This is a genomic window from Oleiphilus sp. HI0123 (assembly GCF_001635315.1).
Map to the genome: position 1 here is coordinate 1 of NZ_LWGE01000580.1, position 1347 is coordinate 1347.

Below are 1347 nucleotides of genomic sequence, written 5' to 3' on the forward strand. Positions count from 1 at the left end.
TACCTTGGAGGTTTCTTCGCCAGGCATGGATCGTCCATTATATAAGCTAAATCACTATGAACGGTTTCAGGGGCACCAAGTTGCCTTGAAATTACGCATGGCCTATGAAGGTCGTCGCAAGTACAGTGGTTTACTAAAAGGATTGGAAGGAAATGATATTGTTCTTCAGGTTGGTGAAGAAGAATTTTTATTTCCTATTGAAGCGATTGAAAAAGCGAACGTAGTGCCGCAGTTTGATTGAATTTGAAGATTGGAGCGAATGACGCGATGAATAAAGAAATTTTGCTAGTTGTTGAAGCAGTTTCAAATGAAAAGGGTGTTGAAAAAGATATTATTTTTGAAGCGATTGAACTGGCTTTAGCGGCAGCAACCAAAAAACGTTACGAAGACGAAGAAGACGCCAATATTGAAGTTAAGATCGACCGTAAGACGGGTGATCACGAAACCTTCAGGCATTGGACTATCGTTGATAATGAAGCTGTTCCAGGTTTGGGTACCGAGTTGACAATGCAGGAAGCAGAGGAAATAGATACATCTCTGCAACCAGGCGATATTCATACCGAACAGGTTGAATCAATTTCATTCGGTCGAATTGGTGCTCAGGCAGCAAAGCAGATTATTGTCCAGAAAGTTCGCGAAGCAGAGCGAGAGAAGATTGTCGATAGTTATCGCGATCGCGTCGGTGAACTTGTTTCAGGTACCGTGAAGAAAGTAACACGAGATAATGTGATTGTTGATCTAGGTAACAATGCTGAGGCATTACTTCCTCGTGAGAATCTGATCGCTCGTGAAGTTTTCCGAATGGGCGACCGTGTTAGGGCGCTTCTAGAAGAAATTCGAGTTGAAGTTCGTGGCCCTCAACTTATTCTGAGCCGTTCAGCGCCAGGTATGTTGATCGAGTTGTTTAAAATTGAAGTGCCTGAGATTTCAGAAGAAGTTATCGAGATTCGTGCCGCGGCGCGTGATCCAGGTTCTCGAGCTAAAATCGCTGTAAAAACTAATGATAAGCGAATTGATCCGGTTGGTGCTTGTGTTGGTATGCGTGGAGCACGAGTTCAGGCCGTCTCAGGTGAGTTAGGTAATGAGCGTGTCGATATCATCGTCTGGGATGATAACCCGGCTCAGCTAGTGGTTAACGCCATGGCGCCTGCCGAGGTTGCTTCTATCGTAGTAGACGAAGAAACAAATTCCATGAACGTTGCGGTATCTGAAGATAACTTGGCTATGGCAATCGGTCGAGCAGGGCAAAATGTTCGTCTGGCTGGTGAATTGACCGGCTGGGAATTGAACGTTATGTCTGAAGAAGATGCAGGTAAGCAGCAGGAAGAAGAGGTTGGCAAGTATGTT

2 protein-coding genes are annotated in these 1347 nt (G+C 44.8%); both read left to right on the top strand.

Annotated features, from left to right (window positions below; translation table 11 throughout):
* On the top strand, positions 1 to 241 hold a 241-nt coding region (rimP, locus tag A3761_RS05295), incomplete at its 5' end, for a ribosome maturation factor RimP (RefSeq protein WP_369808179.1).
* Positions 242 to 267: 26 nt separating this feature from the next.
* The coding region (gene nusA, locus A3761_RS05300; RefSeq protein ID WP_068749953.1) for a transcription termination factor NusA at positions 268 to 1347 on the top strand (1080 nt) is incomplete at its 3' end.